This window comes from Micromonospora sp. NPDC049049 (assembly GCF_040649115.1).
Classification (GTDB): Bacteria; Actinomycetota; Actinomycetes; order Mycobacteriales; family Micromonosporaceae; genus Micromonospora.
Window position 1 is genome coordinate 81737 of record NZ_JBEZEX010000023.1, and the last position, 18299, is coordinate 100035.

16 protein-coding genes are annotated in these 18299 nt (G+C 70.9%); 10 read left to right on the forward strand and 6 right to left on the reverse strand.

From position 1 onward, the window contains the following. The first annotated feature begins 145 nt into the window (after positions 1-145). The 5 genes from AB0B68_RS22670 to AB0B68_RS22690 all read left to right on the forward strand — a co-directional run bounded on the left by AB0B68_RS22670 (position 146) and on the right by AB0B68_RS22690 (position 6370). Positions 146-2599, forward strand: a complete 2454-nt coding sequence (locus tag AB0B68_RS22670; RefSeq protein WP_357262483.1) for an AAA family ATPase — start codon at positions 146-148, stop codon at positions 2597-2599. Next, the gene (locus AB0B68_RS22675) at positions 2596-3000 is read left to right on the forward strand and encodes a hypothetical protein (RefSeq protein ID WP_357262486.1); all 405 of its coding nucleotides are present in this window, start codon (positions 2596-2598) and stop codon (positions 2998-3000) included. The genes AB0B68_RS22670 and AB0B68_RS22675 overlap by 4 nt, the downstream gene beginning before the upstream one ends. 187 nt (positions 3001-3187) lie before the next feature. Continuing rightward, positions 3188-3664, forward strand: coding sequence for a hypothetical protein (locus AB0B68_RS22680; protein ID WP_357197147.1), 477 nt, complete (start codon positions 3188-3190; stop codon positions 3662-3664). A 70-nt stretch (positions 3665-3734) separates the two neighbouring features. Next, entirely contained in the window at positions 3735-5537 is a 1803-nt protein-coding gene (locus tag AB0B68_RS22685) for a glycoside hydrolase family 15 protein (protein WP_357262489.1), read from the forward strand. Continuing rightward, positions 5534-6370 carry an aldo/keto reductase gene (locus tag AB0B68_RS22690; RefSeq protein ID WP_357197141.1) on the forward strand — a complete coding sequence of 279 codons (837 nt, stop codon included), beginning with the start codon at positions 5534-5536 and terminating at the stop codon, positions 6368-6370. Before AB0B68_RS22685 ends, AB0B68_RS22690 begins: the two co-directional genes overlap by 4 nt. A gap of 96 nt (positions 6371-6466) precedes the next feature. On the opposite strand, the gene AB0B68_RS22695 is transcribed toward AB0B68_RS22690, so the two are convergent. The 6 genes from AB0B68_RS22695 to AB0B68_RS22720 form a co-directional block, all read right to left on the reverse strand. Continuing rightward, the gene (locus AB0B68_RS22695; protein WP_357262533.1) at positions 6467-7444 is read right to left on the reverse strand and encodes an oligopeptide/dipeptide ABC transporter ATP-binding protein; all 978 of its coding nucleotides are present in this window, start codon (positions 7442-7444) and stop codon (positions 6467-6469) included. A gap of 98 nt (positions 7445-7542) precedes the next feature. Next, entirely contained in the window at positions 7543-8646 is a 1104-nt protein-coding gene (locus AB0B68_RS22700; RefSeq protein ID WP_357262493.1) for an ABC transporter ATP-binding protein, read from the reverse strand. Next, positions 8643-9620, reverse strand: a complete 978-nt coding sequence (locus AB0B68_RS22705; RefSeq protein ID WP_357262496.1) for an ABC transporter permease — start codon at positions 9618-9620, stop codon at positions 8643-8645. The genes AB0B68_RS22700 and AB0B68_RS22705 overlap by 4 nt, the downstream gene beginning before the upstream one ends. A gap of 124 nt (positions 9621-9744) precedes the next feature. Continuing rightward, a complete protein-coding gene (locus AB0B68_RS22710; protein ID WP_357262499.1) occupies positions 9745-11484 on the reverse strand; it encodes an ABC transporter substrate-binding protein in 1740 nt (579 codons plus the stop codon). Between the two features lie 49 nt (positions 11485-11533). Then, the gene (locus tag AB0B68_RS22715; protein ID WP_357205968.1) at positions 11534-12547 is read right to left on the reverse strand and encodes an ABC transporter permease; all 1014 of its coding nucleotides are present in this window, start codon (positions 12545-12547) and stop codon (positions 11534-11536) included. A gap of 642 nt (positions 12548-13189) precedes the next feature. Then, positions 13190-14116: an AraC family transcriptional regulator gene (locus AB0B68_RS22720; protein ID WP_357262502.1), complete on the reverse strand. Its 927-nt coding sequence runs from the start codon at positions 14114-14116 to the stop codon at positions 13190-13192. 103 nt (positions 14117-14219) lie between these two features. Here AB0B68_RS22720 and AB0B68_RS22725 point away from each other — a divergent pair, with 103 nt between their 5' ends. The 5 genes from AB0B68_RS22725 (at position 14220) to AB0B68_RS22745 (ending at position 18253) form a co-directional block, all read left to right on the forward strand. Then, on the forward strand, positions 14220-15050 hold the full coding sequence (locus AB0B68_RS22725) for an NAD(P)H-binding protein (RefSeq protein ID WP_357262505.1): 831 nt from the start codon (positions 14220-14222) through the stop codon (positions 15048-15050). Between the two features lie 80 nt (positions 15051-15130). After that, positions 15131-16174, forward strand: a complete 1044-nt coding sequence (locus tag AB0B68_RS22730; RefSeq protein ID WP_357205977.1) for an SEC-C metal-binding domain-containing protein — start codon at positions 15131-15133, stop codon at positions 16172-16174. Between the two features lie 88 nt (positions 16175-16262). Continuing rightward, positions 16263-17009, forward strand: a complete 747-nt coding sequence (locus tag AB0B68_RS22735; protein ID WP_357262508.1) for a metallophosphoesterase — start codon at positions 16263-16265, stop codon at positions 17007-17009. Between the two features lie 2 nt (positions 17010-17011). Further along, complete coding sequence (locus AB0B68_RS22740; RefSeq protein WP_357205982.1) at positions 17012-17647, forward strand: LysE family translocator; 636 nt, start codon at positions 17012-17014, stop codon at positions 17645-17647. Positions 17648-17737: 90 nt separating this feature from the next. Then, the gene (locus tag AB0B68_RS22745; protein WP_357205985.1) at positions 17738-18253 is read left to right on the forward strand and encodes a DUF2231 domain-containing protein; all 516 of its coding nucleotides are present in this window, start codon (positions 17738-17740) and stop codon (positions 18251-18253) included. The last annotated feature ends 46 nt before the right edge of the window (positions 18254-18299 follow it).

The window sequence follows — 18299 nt, forward strand, 5'->3', positions numbered from 1 at the left end:
ATGCGACATCAGCTCTACAGCGTCCAACCACCATCAGCGGCTCCCGAGCCCCAGCCGGCCGACAGCGGCCTCCCCACTTCCACCGCTCACCCCGGGCGGGCCGACGAGCCGTCGGCCCGCGGACACCACACGCCTGGAGACGACAATGACCCAGCCCGCACAGACCACCGCCCCGCTGATCGAGCTGATCTTCGACCGACTGGCCGCCGCTGACGGCGTACCGACCGAGACCGCCGAACTCGTCCTCGCCGCCCTCACCGGCGACGAGGACCTGACCGCCGCGCTCGCCGGTACTCCCACCCGGCTCGACCCCCGCTCCCCCGCCGACGACGGTCAGGCGGAACGGATCTGGTTGAAGTCGGTGACCGTCGCCGGGTTCCGCGGCGTCGGCCCGGAACGGACCATCCAGATCGGCCCCGGCCCGGGCTTCACACTGGTCGTTGGCCGCAACGGCTCCGGCAAGTCCAGCTTCGCCGAGGCCGCCGAACTCGCCCTCACCGGCGACAGCGCCCGCTGGGCCGACAAGACCAGCGTCTGGCGTACGGGGTGGCGCAACCTGCACAACCCGGACCCGTGCTGGGTGGATGTGGAGCTGCGCGTCGACGGGGTGGCCACGCCGACCCGGGTGCACCGGGCCTGGCCGGTCGGTGCCGAATTGGCCGACGCCGAGGTGACGGTCACCAGTGCTCAGGGCCGGCACGCGGACCTCTCCGAGCTGGGTCTGGCCCGCTCGCTGGAGCTGTACCGGCCGTTCCTCACCGCGGCCGAGCTGGGCAAGCTCGCCGCCGGAACGCAGAGTCAGCTCTTCGACGCGCTCTTCGCGATCCTCGGCCTGGACGCGCTCACCGACGCCGACCAGCGTCTGCTGCGCGCCGCCCGGCCGCACGACACGGCAATCAAGGGGGTACGCGCACAGCGCGCCACCCTGGTCGCCGCGCTCGACGGGATCGCCGACGACCGGGCCCGGCGGACCGCCGTGCTGCTGCGCGGCCGGGGCGCGGTCGACCTCGGCGCGGTGACGGCGATCCTGGATGAGCCGGACGAGGCGACCACCGACCGGGAGGTGTTGCTCTGTCGGGAGCTCGCCGCCCTCGCCCCGCCGGCGGTCGACGAGGTGGCCCGGCTGGCCGGTCAGCTGCGGGACGCGGCGGTCGAGGCCCAGCGGTACGACGGTGGCAGGTCCCGGGCGGCACTGCGTAGCGCCGAGCTGCTCCGCCTCGCCCTCGAACATCACGAGGACGAGGGCGACGGGTCGTGCCCGGTCTGCGTCACCGGCACCCTCGACGGTGGTTGGCGTGCCGCCGCCGCACAGTCGCTCGGCGAGCTTCGGCAGCGCAGCGTCGCCGCTCAGACGGCGACAACCCGGCTGACGGCTCTGCTGCGGCAGACGCACCACCTGATCGACGACCTCGTCGTGCCCGAGGGCCCCGGGTCGGAGCCGACGGTCGGGGTGCTGTGTGACGCCGTTGCCGCGCTGCGGCGCGTACCCGGGGAGCCGGCCGAGTTGGCCGACCACCTGGCCGCGCGGTACCCGGCGGTGGTGGCGGCGGTCGACGCGGCCCGCGCGTACGCCGAGGGGTTTCTGCGGCAGCGCGACACCGGCTGGCGGGCGGCGGCGGCCGACGTGCGCGAGTGGGTGGCCACCGTCGGCGGACTGCCGACGCGGGAGGCGACATTGGCCCGTTTGAAGGCCGCCTGCGCCTGGCTGAAGGACGCCGGTGCGCAGATCCGCAACGAGCGGGTCGCGCCGTTCGCCGGGCATTCGCAGCAAATTTGGGCGCAGCTGCGGCAGGAGAGCAACGTCGAGTTGGGGCCGATGACGTTGGCAGGCGCGAACACCCGACGGCGGGTGGTCTTCCCGGTCAGCGTGGACGGCGCCGACAACGGCACCGCGTTGGGTGTGATGAGTCAAGGTGAGATGCAGGCGCTCGGGTTGGCGACGTTCCTGCCCCGAAGCTGCGCCCCGGAGAGCCCGTTCCGGTTCATCGTGGTCGACGACCCGGTGCAGAGCATGGATCCGTCGAAGGTGGACGCTCTCGCGCGGGTGCTCGCCGAGCTGGCCGAGCAGCGGCAGGTGGTCGTCTTCACCCATGACACCCGGCTGCCGGACGCGGTCCGCCGACTCGATCTCGGCAAGGCGCGGATCATCGAGGTGACCCGCGCGGAGAAGTCGGTGGTGACGCTGCGGCCCGGGTCCGACCCGGTGACCCGCTACCTGGACGACGCGTACGCGTTGGCGCGCAACGAGGAGATCCCCGCCGAGGTGCGCGGGCCGGTGGTCGCGGAGCTGTGCCGCTCTGCGGTCGAAGCGGCCTGCCACCGCTCGGTCTGGCGGAACCGGGTGGCGCGGGGTGTCCGGCACGCCGACATCGAGGCGGCCATCGAGGACGCGTCGCGTCGAGTCGCCACCATCGTCGCCCTTGCGGTGTTCGACGACGCCGAGAAGGGCGGCGAGGTGCTCGGCTGGCTGGGCCGCCGGCACGGACGACGTGCGGTGAACGCGTACCAGGCATGCCGGGAAGGTGTGCACGGCGCGTACCTGGCGGACCTACCCGGACTGGTCGCGGACGCCCGCCTCCTCACGGCGGCGCTGTCGTGACCGCGCCGACACCACAGCGCTGCCTGGCGGCGGCCGACCAGCTGCTGCGTGGCACCGGTCTGCTCGGTGCCGCGGCGATCACCGCCGGCTGGTGGCCCCGGGCCTGCGCCTGCCTGATCCGGCTCGCTCTCGAAGGCGGCATCGACGCCTACTGGCGGCGGGTCAAGCCGACCGTGGCGGCGTGCCGGCAGGGCCGCGCGAAGCAGTTGATGCTGCGCGGCCGGCTCGGCCCGGGCCGCGAAACCGCTCGTCGGGTGGCGTTCGCCTGGGCGACGCTCTCCGCCGCCACGCACCACCACTGCTACGAACTGGCCCCCACGGCAGCAGAGCTACGTCGCCTGCACACCGAGGTGAGCACCCTGCTCGCGCGACTTGAGCCGACCCTGGGCACCAGAAACTGACCCCGTCCCACTGCCAACTCGTCACGGGAACGTCTGGGCGAGCAGGTCAGCGCGACAGCTCCAGTAGCTTATGGTGAGAAACCGGACACCCGGTGAGCGGGCGTCCGGTGCGGGCCGTGGGATTCACGCTGTTCAGCCGGAGGGTGACCGATGACCGCGAACGCCCGCGACGTCGACGACTGCTGAGATGGACTGGGCCGGATGGGCGTTGTTCGGGTTGGTCGCCACCGCGGCGCTCACCGCGGCGATGATCACCGCTCAACTGGCCGGTCTCACCCGGCTCGACATCCCCCTGGTGCTGGGGGCCTTCGTCACGGAGGACCCCGACCGGGCCCGGGTCGTCGGGTTCTTCCTCCACCTCTGCACCGGTCAGGGTTTCGCCCTGGGTTACGCGGCCACGTTCGCGCTGCTGCACCGGGCGGACTGGTGGATCGGGGCGCTACTCGGGATTGTGCACGTCGGGATCGCGCTGACGGTGATTCTGCCGCTGCTTCCCGGTGTCCATCCGCGCATGGCCTCGCAACGGGCGGGACCGGCCAGCACGGCGGTGTTGGAGCCGCCCGGGCTGTTCGCTCTCAACTACGGCATCCAGACCCCGCTGGTCACGGCTGTCGTCCACGTCGTCTACGGGGTTTGTCTCGGGCTGCTCCTGCAGGCCAGGTGACCGGTGCCCGCCTGGCGTCCCGGCCTGACACGGGCTGCTCCCCGGCGTGGCGCATCGAGGAGCGGTCTCCATGACCGGTGGGCCACCGATCAGCGACTATGGTCTGCTGGGCGACACACGCACTGCCGCCCTGGTCGCGAGTGACGGCGCGATGGACTGGTTCTGCGTTCCACGCTTCGACGGCGATCCTCTGTTCGGCCGACTGGTCGGGGGCCCGGACGCCGGAACGTTCCGGGTTGGCCCGGCCGGGCCGGCCACCGTCGTTGAACGCCGTTACCGGCAGCACACCGCCACCCTGGAGACCACCTGGGCGGCGAGCGGCGGGCGGCTCCGCCTCACCGAGGCGATGGTGGCCGAGGTCAGCGGTCGCCTGCTGCCCACGACACTGATCGTGCGACGGCTGTCGGCCGAGCAGGCAGCGGTCGAGGCGGTGGTGGAGTTCGATCCCCGCCTTGGCGCGCGGCACCACCGGCCCCGAGCACAGCACCGGCGCCGAGGGCTCGTCTGTGAGTGGGGGGCGTTGGCGGTCGCGCTGGACAGCACTCCCACGTTCAGATGTGAACCGGGTCGGCCCACCTCGTTCACGGTCACGCCGGGACATCCGGTCACAGTCGTCCTGGCCGTGGCCCACCGCGAACCGGTGATCCACGTCGACCCGACAGCAGCCTGGGAACTGCTCGTCGAGGACGAGGCCCGTTGGCGGGCCTGGACCGCGGAGATCGACGAGCGGTTGCCGTTCCGGGAACACGTCGTACGCAGTCTGCTCACCTTGCGGCTGCTGACCTACTCGCCCTCGGGAGCGCCGGTGGCCGCACCCACCACGTCGCTGCCCGAGGATCCCGGCGGTGTACGGAACTGGGACTACCGCTATGTCTGGCCCCGCGACGCGAGCATCGGTGTCGGCGCCTTCCTCAGCGTCGGCAAGACCGACGAGGCACGCGGTTTCCTCGCCTGGCTGTTGCACGCCACCCGGTTGCAACGGCCACGCCTGCCGGCGCTGCTCACCCTGCACGGCCGGCGCGTCCCGGCGGAACGTGAACTGGCCGGTTGGCCCGGCTACCTCAACAGCGTTCCGGTACGGATGGGCAACGGCGCCGCCGGTCAACACCAGCTCGACGGCTACGGGTGGGTGGTCGACGCCGCCTGGGTGTTCGCTCAGGCCGGGCACCGCCTCCCCGCCGAGACGTGGCGGGCGGTACGCGGTTTCGCTGACGTGGTCGCCGGTCGCTGGCGGGAGCCCGATGCCGGTATCTGGGAGGTACGGGAGCCGGCCCACCATGTCCACTCCAAGCTCATGGGCTGGCTCGCGCTGGACCGGGCCCTGGCCATCGCCGGCACACACCCCCTGCCGGAGCGTCAACGCCGACGCTGGCAGGAGGCCCGGGACGCCATCGCCGCCGACGTCCGGACGCGCGGTTTCGACCCGACGGCGGGAAGCTACGTCCGCGCCTACGGCTCTCCGGATCTCGACGCGGCCCTGCTCGTCCTACCGCTGCTGGGGATGGACCGGACCGATTCACCCCGGGTTCGGGGCACCATCGACGCCATCTGGAACAGGCTCTCCGCAGGCGGGCCACTGCTCTACCGCTACCCGCCCGGGCGGGACGGGCTGCCCGGCACCGAGGGCGCGTTCCTGCCCTGCTCGTTCTGGCTCGTTCAGGCCCTCGCCCGCACCGGGCGTCGCCGTGAGGCCGTCGAGCTGTTCGAGGCCATGCTCGACCACGCCAGCCCACTCGGCCTCTACCCGGAAGAGGTGGACCCGGCGACGGGTGCCCACCTCGGCAACTATCCCCAGACGCTGACCCACGCCGCGCTGATCCAGGCCGCGCTCGCCATCCGGGACGCCCCCACGCGGGTAGGGTTCCGATCATGACGATTCCGCACCTGACGGCCGCTGACGGCACGGCTCTGCCGGCGATCGGGCTGGGTACGTACAAGCTGAACGGCTCGGCGGGTGTCGACGCGATCGGTCAGGCGATCCGGACGGGCTACCGGTTGATCGACTCGGCGGTGAACTACGAGAACGAGGGCGCTGTCGGCCGGGCCGCCCGGTCGGCCGGTGACGTACGGGACGAGCTGGTCGTCACCTCGAAGCTGCCGGGTCGGCACCACCGCTACGACGAGGCGCTGACCACCATCGAGGAGAGTGTGTTCCGCACCGGCCTCGACCGGGTCGACCTGTACCTGATCCACTGGCCGAACCCCAAGGAAGACCTGTACGTGCAGGCGTGGCGGGCGCTGATCGAGGCGCGTGAGCGTGGCCTGGTGCGGCACATCGGGCTCTCCAACTTCCTGCCGGAGCACATCGAGCGGCTGGTGGCCGAGACCGGGGTCGCCCCAGTGGTCAACCAGATCGAGGTGCACCCGTACTTTCCGCAGCAGGAGGCGATCGACTACCACCGGGAGCACGGCATCCTGGTGCAGGGGTGGAGCCCGCTCGGCCACGGCAATGACCTCCAGCAGCACCCCGTCGTCGTGGAGATCGCGACCGCGCACGGCGTCAGCCCGGCGCAGACGATCCTCGCCTGGCACGTGGCCCGTCAGGTGATTCCGCTGCCCAAGGCCGCCTCGCCGCAGCGGCAGGCCGAGAACCTGGACGTCTTCGGTATCGCGCTCACCGACGCGCAGGTCGAGGCCATCACCGCGCTGGGCCGCCCGGACGGGCGGCTCTCGGACCAGGACCCCGCGGTGTACGAGGAGTTCTGACGGGCCCGCCCCACGATGCTGACGTACCTCCGGCGGGTGCCGTAGCCGGCCGGCGACCAGGCCGGCGGCGGCATCCACGAGGCCGCGCCGGGCTCGTCAGGCCGCCACCGCGGTGGCCGATTCCTGCAACGGGCCGGCGAAGTGGCACGCCGCGGCGTGCCCGTCGCCCACCTGGCGCAGCGGCGGGGTCGTGGTGGCACAGACGTCCTCGGCCTTCCAGCAGCGGCTGCGGAACCGGCAGCCGGTCGGCGGGTCCATCGGGCCCGGCACGTCGCCGGCCAGCCGAATCCGAGTCTTCGGCGCCCCGCCGCGCACGACCCCCAGATCGGGTACGGCGGAGAGCAAAGCCTGGGTGTACGGGTGCTGCGGCGCGCCGTAGAGCGCGTCGCGGTCGGCGGTCTCGACGACCCGACCGAGGTACATGACGGCCACCCGGTCGCAGAAGTGCCGCACCACGCCCAGGTCGTGGGCGATGAAGACGAACGCGATGGTGAACTCCTTGCGGAGGTCTTCGAGGAGGTTCATCACCTGCGCCTGGATCGACACGTCGAGGGCGCTGACCGGTTCGTCGGCGACGATCACCTTCGGCTGTACGGCCAGCGCGCGGGCGATGCCGATGCGCTGCCGTTGACCGCCGGAGAACTCGTGTGGGTACCTGTTGTAGTGCTCGGGGTTGAGCCCCACCACCTCCAGCAACTCCCGGACCCGGTCCAGTTCCCTGCCCTTGGGCACAAGGTTGTGCACCCGCAGGGGCGCGCCGATGATGGTGCCCACCGTGTGCCGCGGATTGAGCGACGAGTACGGGTCCTGAAAGATGAGCTGCAGCTCCCGGCGGTACGGCCGCAGGTCCTTCTCCTTCAGGTGCGTGATGTCGGTCCCCTGGTAGAGGACCTGCCCGCCGGTCGGTTCGAGCAGCCGGGTGATCAGGCGGCCGGTGGTGGTCTTGCCGCAACCGGATTCACCGACCAGGCCGAGCGTCTCGCCGGCGCGCAGTTGCAGCGACACCCCGTCGACGGCGCGGATCCGGTGGTCGTTGCGGCCGAACCACCCGTCGCCCCGGGCGGTGAAGTGCATCTGGAGGTCCCGCAGTTCCAGCAACGGTGCCCCGGTCGGGCCGGCGGGCGCAGCGAGGGTCGCGGTGTCGGTGGTGGCAGTGGTCATCACGTGTTCCTTCAGGGCAGCCGGGGCAGGATGGCGGTCTCGAAGATCCCGGCCGGGTCGGGCAGGTGGCAGCGGGAGGTCCGGGTGGTGTCCGCCGTGCGTGGGACCAGCTCGGGCAGGTCCACGGCGCAACCCTGCGCCCGACCGGCGAACTCGCACCGCGGGTGGAACGAGCACCCGGTGGGCAACGCGAGCAGGCTGGGCGGCGTGCCGGGAATCGGGTGCAGCCGGGCCGGTTCGCCGGAGACCGCAGGGATGCTCTCCAGCAAACCCCAGGTGTACGGGTGCAGTGGCCGGCCGAGGATCGCGTCGGCCCGGCCGTACTCGACGCCGCGGCCGCCGTACATGACCAGCACGTCGTCGGCGATCTCGGCGACGACACCGAGGTCGTGGGTGATGAAGAGGACCGCCGAGCCGAAGTCCTGCTGCAACTCCATGATCAGGTCGAGGATCTGCGCCTGCACTGTGACGTCCAGCGCGGTGGTGGGCTCGTCGGCGATCAGCAGCTTGGGGTCGTTGACCAGGGCCATCGCGATCATCGCGCGTTGCCGCATGCCGCCGGAGAACTGGTGGGGGTAGTCGCCGAGGCGGCGGCGGGGGTTGGGGATGCCGACCCGGCCGAGCATGTCGACCGCCCGGTCCCGGGCCACCCGCTTGGACACACGGTGGTGCGCCCGGTACGCCTCGATGATCTGGTCGCCGACGGTGAAGTACGGGTGCAGCGACGACTGTGGGTCCTGGAAGATCATCGCGGCGTTGACGCCTCGTCGTTTGCGGAGTTCGGCGGGCGGCATGCCGACGACCTCCTCGCCGCCGACGGTGATCGAGCCGGTCATCCGGGTGCTGCGCGGGTCGTGCAGGCCCATGATTGCCATGCTGGACACGCTCTTGCCGGAGCCGGATTCGCCGACCACCGCGAGGGTGCGACCCAGTGGCAGGGAGTAGCTGAGCCCCTGCACCGCCCGCACGAGGCCGTCGGCGGTCGGGAAGGTGACGGTGAGGTCAGTGACCTCCAGATAGGACTGCCCGGCGGCGCGGTCGCCGGCGGCGCGGCGGGCGCGGGAGACCGTCTCGGGCCGTCGGTCCGGGCGCGACAGCAGGTGCGGTTCGGTCATCCCAGCCTCACTCGCGGGTCGAGGATCGTGTAGAGGATGTCGACGAGCAGGTTCATCACGACCAGCACCACCGAGCCGACCAGCACGCCGGCCATCAGCACCGGCAGGTCGTACTGGTTGAATGCGCGCAGGGTCAGCACGCCGAGGCCGGGCAACCCGAACATCGCCTCAGTGAAGATCGCTCCGGTCAACTGGATTGCCAGGTCGACGCCGAAGATGGTGGCGATCGGGGTGATCGCGGCGCGCAGGCCGTGGCGGTAGACCACCCGGCGCTCGCTGATGCCCTTCGCGCGGGCGGTGCGGATGTAGTCCTCGCCCAGCGTCTCGATCATCGACGCTCGGGCGTAGCGGGTGTACGAGGCGGCGTTGGCCAGGCCGAGCGTCAGCCAGGCGGCCAGCAACCCGGTCGCCCAGGTGAACGGGTTCTCCAGCAGCGGGTGGTAGCCGGCGTGCGGCAGGAACGTCGCGTACAGCGAGACGAGCAGCGCGACCACGAAGTACGGCACGGCGTTGATGCCGAGCGAGGTGCCGACCATGAGCCGGTCCAGGTAGGTGCCTCGTCTTCGGGCCGCGACGATGCCGGCGAGGATGCCGGTGATCAGGTAGACCACCGCGCCACCGAGGACGATCGAGACGGTGACCGGCAATGCCTGCCCGATCAGCTTGGTGACCGGCTGGCCGAGGGTGTACGAGTAGCCGAGGCAGGGCGCATGGCAGTCGATGGCGAGCCCACCGGAGTGGTAGGTGCGCCCGGCCACGAGCCCTTTCAGATATCCGCCGACCTGCTGCGCGACGGGCTCGTCGAGGTTGAGGCTGGCGCTGATGTCGGCGTAGCGCTCCGGGGTGCAGCGCTGGCCGCAGATCGTTCCGGCCGGATCGGTGGGCGCGACGAAGAACAGCCCGAAGCTGGCGACCAGCGTCACGATGACGACGGAGACCGCGCTGGCGACCCGTCGCAGGATGTAGATGAGCACCGCCGAGGCTCCTGGTGGCAGCGGGCCGGGGCTGGGAGCCCAAGCCGGAACGGGGAGGGGGTGGACGCCGACCGGCACAGTGCCGGAGGCCGGCCGGCGTCCACGACTGGGAGTGCGGTGAGAGTCAGTTCTTGAGGAACATGTTCAGGTAGAACGGCTCACCCGCGGAGGCGTCGCCCTCGGCGCCACCGATGTTCGTGCCGATGGCGAAGGCGAGCTTGCCGTAGTAGCGCGGCAGGGCCACGTACCTGCCCATGATTTCCTTGTCGAGCTCGCCCCACTTGGCGACGGCCTGGTCGGCCGGGAGGTTGCCGATCTCGTCGATCTTGGCGTCCAGCGCCTTGTCGCTGAGCTCGCCCCAGCTGAGGCCGTCGGAGATGCTGTGCGTCTGGAACAGCACCGGGAACCAGCTGCCGCCGCTCGGCCAGTCCGAGCACCAACCCTGCGGCGCCTGGCCCATGTTGACCGGAGCGTCGTAGTCAGCGATCTTGGAGCGCAGCTCCGCGGTGGTGACACCGATCGGCTTCACGGCGAAGCCGGCCGCCTTCAACGCGTCGACCCGGATCTGGTTGGTCTGCTGCGGGATCGGCTTGGTGTTGTCGTAGTACCAGCTGAGCTCGAAGCCGACCTTGCCGGCCGCCTCCAGGTCGGCCTTGGCCGCGGCCGGGTCGCCCTGGCCGACACCACTCAGGCCCGGCAGCGGCTCGTACTTGGTGTAGCCCGGCACGCTGGGCGGCAGGATGGTGCTGGCCGGCTGGGAGTTGAAGCTGTTCAGACCGGCGGCCTTGTTGACCTGGTCGTACGGGTACGCCTTGGCGACCGCCTTACGCACCTCCAGCGGGATCTTGCGGGTGTCCATCTGCACCGAGTAGGTGCAGGGCTGCTCGCCCTGGATCAGCTGGGCCTTCTTGTCCCCGGTGAGCTGCGGGATCAGCGAGGCGTCGACGGCACCGTAGTTGAGGGCGTTGGCGTCCTCGCCGGCGCTGTTGAGCACCTGCTGCTGGGTCTTCGGGTCCTCGCCGCCCCACTTGAAGTCGAAGCCGTCCGGGTACTGGTGCCGCACCGCGTCGGTGTTCGGGTCCCAGTTCGGGTTCTTCTTCAGCTTCAGCTCGGTGCCGGGGGTGTAGGTGTCGAACTGGTACGGCCCGGTCGCGAGGGGGTTGTTCTTGTAGTTCTCCTTGGTGTCCTTGGCCTTCGGGATCGGCGTGAACACCGGGAAGGTCAGGTAGAGGGGCAGGTCCGCGAACGGCCGGGCCAGGTGGATGACCAGCGTGGTCGGGTCCGGGGTCTCCACACCGGCGTAGGCGTCGCCGCTGACGTAGGGGCCCTTGTACTTGTCGCCGTCCTTGAAGGTGGTCAGCTGGTACGTCGGACCGTTCGCGAACACGTCGTGGGCGAACGACCGCTTGATCGCGTACGCCAGGTCCTCGACCTTGACCTCGCCGCCGTCGGCGTACTTGATGCCCGACTGCATCTTGAACGTCCAGGTCAGCTTGTCCGACGAGACCGTGCCGAGGTCGGTCAGGTCCGGTACGAGCACCGGCTTGCCGTTGCGGATCGCGAACTGGGTCGGGCTGCGGAAGAGCAGCTTCTCGATCGCCAACGCGTCGGCGTAGTAGGTGTCGGTCGGGTCGAAGGTGTTCGGGGTCAGCTGGGAGTAGACAGTGATGACGCCGCCCTTCTTGGCGCCGGGCACCTCGGCCGCCGGTCCCTTGGCGGTCGGGTCGAGCGCGCTCTGCTGGGTCTCGATGCCCTTGGAGTCACCCCCGCCGCTGCTGCCGTTGTTCGACGAAGGGCTACCGCAGCCGGCCACCGCCATGGTGGCGGCCAGCGCGGCGGCGAGACCAACCTTCAGTTGCCTCACAGACGTACTCCTGTCTTGTCTTTCGGTTTCACTTCAGCCCGGGGCGTCCTCATCGACGGGTCCGGGGATCGAAGGCATCGCGTACGGCGTCGCCGAGCAGACTCAGGGCGAGCACCAGGATCGTGATGCCGAGTACGGGCAGCCACAGGTAGAGCGGGTCGGCCCGGTAGTACGTGGTGGCGGCGGAGATCGTCAGACCCCAGGACGGTGTGGGCTCGATCAACCCCGCACCGAGCACGGTCAGGCCGGCCTCCGCCACGACGTAGCCGGGCAGGGCCAGCGACACGGAGACCACGATCGGTGCCACCAGGTTCGGCAGCAGCTCCTTGAAGAGCACCTGCCGGGTCGGGATGCCGAGCACTTTGGCCGCCGCGACGAACTCCCGCTCCCGCAGCGAGAGCACCTGCCCCCGGACCAGGCGGGCGAGGCTCGCCCAGCCGAAGAACGACAGCACGCAGATCAGCGAGATGAAGCGGATCTGGGCCACGTCCTCGGACCCGGCACCGTCGGCGCCGCCGAAGATGGCGACCAGCACGGCGGAGCTCGCGATCGCGAAGAGCAGGTACGGCAGGCTGAGCACCAGGTCGATCAGCCAGGAGAGCACCCGGTCGACCCAGCCGCCGGAGAAGCCGGCGACCAGGCCGACGACCACGCCGATGATCGTGGTGATCGTGGTGACCGCGACGGCGACGATGAGCGACGGGCGTGCGCCGTACACCCAGCGGGCGAAGAGATCGCGGCCCAGGCGGGGCTCCACCCCGAACCAGTGTTCGCTGGTCGGCCCGATCGTCGGGAAGCCGAACTCGTCGATCAGGGTCTGGTGCAGCTCGCTGGCGTTCTGCCCCTCCACCCGGGCGAGCAACGGCGCGAAGATCGCGATCAGGACGTAGGCGACACAGATCGCGGCGCAGATCATCGCGATCCGGTCGCGGCGCAGCCGGGCAAGGGCGATCCGGGTCGGCGACCTGCTGACCGTCCGGACCGGGGCGGCGGGCGACGCTGCGCTCCGCACCCGTTCGTCGCCCGGCTCTCCGGCGCGGAGCACCTGGGGCTCCGTGACCATCGGCTCCACGCGGGACGCCCTCCTCATCGTGCTGACACATGGCACCGCCACCTGAGCGGTTCCCCGTTCAGGTGGCGGCTCTAGTGCCGGAACGTTAGCCGGGCAAATGATTTCGTTGTGGGTCCGATTCGTTACGGGTTAATTACGTGGACGACGCCTATTCAGGCTTTCGTGCCGCCAGCCACAGTCGTCCTCAGCGGCTGCGGAGCGACCGAACATCCAGTCACTCAGAGTTATATCGACGTCCTGCCGTCGTCGACGTCGAGCTCCAGCGGTCGCCATAACGGCAGCTCAATGCGTCGATCTTGCCGTGCATCGAACCATAACGTTGCTCGGGGCAACATTAGTCAGTTACTTCCGGTAACGGTCTTCAATGGGAAATCGCTGCCCGGAAATGCCATTCGGCGAAGCCGCAAGCGCATTAATCATGCACAGATCAAGGGGACCCTCGGAGCGCTTTTACATTTGCGGTCATGCTTACCTGATACGCCGTAGCACCTGCCCGTGCCGCTGGATACCGTCGCCAGCCAGAGACCGACGGGCGCTGATCGCGGACGTCCTATCAGGACGGGTGACGCGACACTGGTCAGACGAGCCCGCCGAGGGCCGGGTCGCAGCGACAGCGTGACCGGTGAGTGCCGGTCACGCCGCCGTGGCGTCGACCCGGGTGAGCCGTCGATGCCCGCTCGGGCTCAGGCCGTGCACGCGTTTGAAGGCCGCGCTGAAGCCGAACGCGTCCGCGTACCCGAGGCGACGCGCCACGGCGGCGACCGTCGCTGTCGATTCGGAGAGCAGGTCGGCGGCCACCGCCATGCGCCAGTCGGTCAGGTAGGTGAGCGGCGGTTCACCCACCAACGCGGTGAACCGTTTCGCCAGTGTGGAACGGGAGACCCCGGCATGGGCGGCGAGGCTGGCCAGGGTCCACGGCCGGCCCGGGGCGTCGTGCATGGCGCGCAGCACCGGACCGACAGTGTCGTCGCTCAGCGCCCGGTACCAGCCGGGCGCCTCGGCCTCCGGCTGGTCGAACCAGTCCCGAACCGTGCACACCAACAACCAGTCCAGCAGGCGGTCCAGCACCACCTGCCGTCCGGGCCGACCCGCGTCGAGCTGGGCGTCCAGGTAGTCGCGCAGCGCGGCGCAGTCCTGGTCTTCTGGCACGACGAGGACCGGCGGCAGCGCGCCCAGCAACCGCTGAGGCACCCGACCCCGGACGTGGTACACCCCGACCAGCAGCACGGGTCGGACGGTGTGATCCGCACCCACCGGGTCGAGGACCCCGGTCTGGCCGCGCCGGACGTCGCGCAGTTCCCCGGGCTCGAAGCTCGACCGGGGCTCGGCGGAGAAGACGAACGGCGCCGGCCCGCGCACGATGGCCGCCTCGCCGACCCGGACCAGGCGAGGCTTGTCGCTGTCCGGATGCGAGATCCAGCCCTCGCCCCGCATCGGAACGCAGAGCGTCAGCGGGGCGCCGTCGGTGAACCGCAGCGCCCACGGCGGCGTCAGCACCGACCGGCCGAATGCCGCGCCGTCGGCGTGCAGACCGCGCAGCAGATTGTCGAACGGGTCCATGTCACCGACGATAGATCGCGGAGGATGGACCGCGGACGATCGGACATGCCCGGCGTACGACAGGACATGTCCCGCCCACGACGGGGCGCGTTAACTCGTGGTCATGACGACGGACGCACCTTCGACACTCGTGATGGCCGGCACCGGTAAGACCGGTCGCCGGCTGGTTCAGACGCTGCGGGCGGCGGGTCACCACGCCCGGGCCGCCTCTCGCTCCGGTGAGGTGCGCTTCGACTGGTCGCGGCGGGACACCTGGCGGCCGGCCGTGGCGGGTGCCTCTGCTGTCTATCTGCTCGCTCCGGAGGACCCGGCGCTGGCCACCGACTTCGTGACGCAGGCAGTCGACTCCGGTGTCGGCCGGATCGTGGCGCTCTCCGGGCGCGGAATCGACCGGGTCAGTGACTTCTCCCCCGGTATGCTCGCCGCGGAAGAGGCGGTGCGGAGGTCCGGCATCGAGTGGACGATCATCCGGGCGAACAACTTCAGTCAGAACTTCAGCGAGGACCTGTTTCGCCAACCACTGCTCGATGGTCGGCTGGCCCTGCCGATGGGGGCCACGCCCGAGCCGTTCGTCGACGCCCAGGACGTCGCCGACGTGGCGGCGACGCTGCTCACCTCGCCAGGTCACCACGAACAGGTGTACGACCTGTCCGGCCCCCGTGCGCTCACCTTCGCCGCAGCGGTGGCGACGATCGCGCGGGTGACCGGCCGCTCGATCCGCTATGTGGAGCTCAGCCCGGAGCAGTACCACGCCGAACTGCTCGCCGAGGGCTTTCCGGCGGAGGCGGCCACGGCGCTGAACGCCCTGTTCGGCGGGATGCGGGCGGGCCACCTCGCCGAACCGACCGACGGAGTACGTCGGGTTCTCGGACGGGACCCGCTCGACTTCGACACCTACGCCACGCGGGCCGCTGCGGCCGGCGCGTGGTCGTAGTCCGCCCGGCGGGCGGCATGAGAGCGGGGTAACAGGTGATCTGCCCTCGTACCGCGAGCACCCCGACGTACCGTGAGATCGTGCCGACGAGAGAGACACTCACCAAGGCTGACCTCGCCGAACTTCGCCGCTCGGCGCTCGGGACGGCGAATCCGCTCGGTGTCGCCGCCGACCTCGCGGAGGCCGTCGAGCAGGGCCGGTTGGAGGACCCGGACGATGCCGGGGACGCGCTGACGCTCGCCGCCGAGATCGCGGAGATCCGGGCCAGGCCCGAGGCCGCGCTGCGGTACGCGGAGCAGGCCCTGACGGCGTACCCGTCCGCCGATGATCCTCGGGCCGGGTTCGCCCGCGCGCTGCGGGCCCGCACGCTGTTCCGGGCCGGCGGTCACGACGACGAGGCGATGGCGGAGTTGACCGCGTTGCGCCCGTTGCTGCTCGTGCAGCCCGACGCCCCCGCCTACGTCAGTGCCGCGCTGGACGCCGGTGGGCGTTCGGCAACCGCCGAGACGTGGCTGAGCGAGGCGGTCGACACGCTCCTGAAGGAGCATGCGACCGCCGCGTCCGGGCCGGCCAGCACCGCCATCGACCCGGTGGTCGATCTCGGTCCGCCGGACGCGCCAGGTGTCGCCTTCTTCCTGTTGCAACAGCGCCATCGGGTACGACGCAACCTGAACCTGCCGCACGACCGGCAGGACGACCTGGCGGACCGGCTGGAGACCCAGCTCGTCCGTCGGGCCGGGGAGCGCAGGGACGCCGAGTCGGATCTGCTCTTCTGGCCGCGGGCCGAGTTCGATCGCCTGCTCGCCGAGCATCCCGCCCTCGCCGACGTCTATGGGCCGGACTGGGACGCGCACCGGGGCCGGCTGGAGACGGAGCTGGTTCGGCTGCGGGGTGCCGGTCAGGCCGGTTTGGGCGTGTTCGGCGCGACAGTGGCCGGGTTGACCGCGTTCGCCGGTCGACGTGACGGCGATCCGGCTGACGCGGCGGTCCGCGCGGGCTACGCGGCCGAGGTGTCGGCGCGGCCCAGCGCGCGGATCGCCTGGCCGCCGGAGCGCAACGACGCCTGCTGGTGCGGGTCGGGCCTCAAGTACAAGAAGGACTGCCTGCCGCGCTCGCGGAGCTGACCGCGGCGGTCATCGCGCTGCGCTGGCCGACCTGGCCCGGAGTAGCGTTCCTGACGGCTTTCACGTTGATAGCCGTTAGGAGAGCCTCGTGCTGGTCATCGCGCACCTCAGTGACACCCACCTCGACAGCCATCCCCGGTCGGCCGAGCGGACCGCCCGGGTCATGGACTATCTGCACGGCCTGCCACGACCTGTCGACGCGATCCTGATCACCGGGGACGTCGCCGACAACGGCGAGGTGGCCGAGTACGAGACCGCCGCGAAGCTCTTCGAATCCCCGCTGCCGGTCATGGTCTGCCCCGGCAACCACGATGTGCGCGCCGCGTACCGCAAGGGTCTGCTCGGTGACGACCGCGGCGGCACCGGCCCGATCAACGCCCGCCACGACGTGGCCGGGGCGGTCTTCCTCCTCGCCGACTCCTCCGTGCCCGGGGCGGACGACGGTCACCTGGACGAGGAGACGATGGCCTGGCTCGCCGACGAGTTGGGTTCGGTGCCGGCCGGGACACCCACGTTCATCGCCCTGCATCACCCGCCGGTGGTGCTGCACCACCCGGTCATCGACCCGATGCGGCTGCTGCCGGCCGACCCGCTGGCCGCACTCGTCGCCGCCCACCCGCAGGTCGTCGCCGTGCTGACCGGGCATTTCCACACCGCCGCCGCGAGCACCTTCGCGGGCCGTCCACTGCGGATCGCCCCGGGTGTGGTCTCCACCCTGCGGATGCCCTGGGAGGGCGACGGCCCGTTGACCACCCAGACCCAGCCGCCCGGCGTCGCGTTCCACGTCTACGACGACGCCGGCCTGCTCACCACCCACTACCGGGTGGTGGTCTGAGGATGCAAGGGGTCGCGGTGCTCGGCTTCCTGGTCGCCGTCGCGCCGATCACCGCCACGCCGGGCGCGAGCCTGACCCTGGTCGTCTCGCGGGTCACCACCGGCGGGCGGCGGCAGGGCTGGTGGGTCATCCTGGGTACGGTCACCGGGCTCTACGTGCACGCCACGCTGGCCGCTGTCGGCCTGGCCGCGCTGGTGCTCCGATCGTCGCAGGCGTTCTGGGTGGTCAAGCTGGTCGGGGCCGCTTATCTGGTCGGGCTCGGGCTCTGGATGCTCTGGTCCGCGTCGCGCCGTCGCCCGGAGGCGGAACGGCGACCGACGGTTTCCGCCCGGAGGTTGCCCTGGCGCGTGGACCACCCGTACCTGCAAGGGTTGCTCGGCAACGTGCTGAACCCCAAGGCCGCCGCCATCTACCTCACCTTGGCGCCGCAGTTCCTCGAACCGGGCCGACCGGTCCTGCTGCCGATGGTGCTGCTCGCCACGGCGCACGCCGCGCTGCACACCTGTTGGCTCGCCGGCTGGACCTTCCTCTCCGGTGCCGCCGCCCGGTTGCTCCGCACCGCCTCGGTGCGACGAATGCTCGATCGGCTGACCGGCGTGATCCTGGTCGGCCTCGGCGTACGCGCGGCGACGACCTGAGTCACGTCGCGACAGGTGATCGATCAGCCGGGATGACACGCCCGCTTGGTACCGATAGCGTCCCGGTGTGGACGATCACCGTCCAGGCCGATGTCACCGGAGGAGACGCCGATGTTCGAGGAGATCATGGGCATCCCGGCCCACCCTCTGCTGCTGCACGCCGCTGTCGCGTTCGTGCCGCTGCTGGCCCTGCTGACTGTCGGCTACGCGTTCGTCCCGCAGATCCGGCCGCACACCCGGTGGGTGCTGGGTCTGCTGGCGGTGGGTGCGCCGGTCGCCGCCCTGCTGACCAAGCTCTCCGGCGACGCCTTCCTTGAGCGGATGCGCGCCGCCAACCGGGTCACCCCCGAGTTCCTGCCGAAGCTGGAGGCACACCAGGAGTTCGGTGACATAACGCTCTACGCCAGCATCGGGTTGGGGGTGGTGGCCCTGGCGCTGGTCCGGCTCGTCCCGCCGAGGGCCGCCGACGCCAGCGCGGACGGGCGACCCGCTCGGCCGCTGACCCTGGCGTTGCAGGTGCTGTCGCTGGTGGCCGCCGCCGTCACCGTGTATTACGTGGTGCGCACCGGCGACTCCGGGGCGAAGGCGGTCTGGGAGGGCCAGTGACGTTGGCCGGTGGTGCGGCCCGGCCGGAGCCGGGCCGCACCAGCGG